Raw genomic sequence first — 247 nt, 5'->3', positions numbered from 1 at the left:
GCATCGGCCTCTCGCGCGCCGGTGACTACCGCGAGATCCTCAATACCGATTCGCACCACTATCACGGCAGCAACGCCGGCAATCAGGGGCGGGTCTCTTCCGAAGCGGTCGGCAGCCACGGCCGCGACTTCTCCATCTGCGTAACGCTGCCGCCGCTGGCGACCATTTATCTGTTGCGGGAGGCGCCATGACGGAGCTGACGGCCGGCCTCGCCGCGCCGCTGGGCGCGCATTACGACGGCGAAGGC

At 68.0% G+C, this 247-nt stretch carries 1 protein-coding gene; it reads left to right on the top strand.

The window, feature by feature from the left end:
* The coding region (locus AC4IFT_RS22585; RefSeq protein WP_490752987.1) for an alpha amylase C-terminal domain-containing protein at window positions 1-191 on the top strand (191 nt) is incomplete at its 5' end.
* Window positions 192-247 lie beyond the last annotated feature (56 nt).

This window comes from Providencia sp. UF-183 (assembly GCF_058246155.1).
This window is presented reverse-complemented; position numbering and strand designations above follow the sequence as displayed.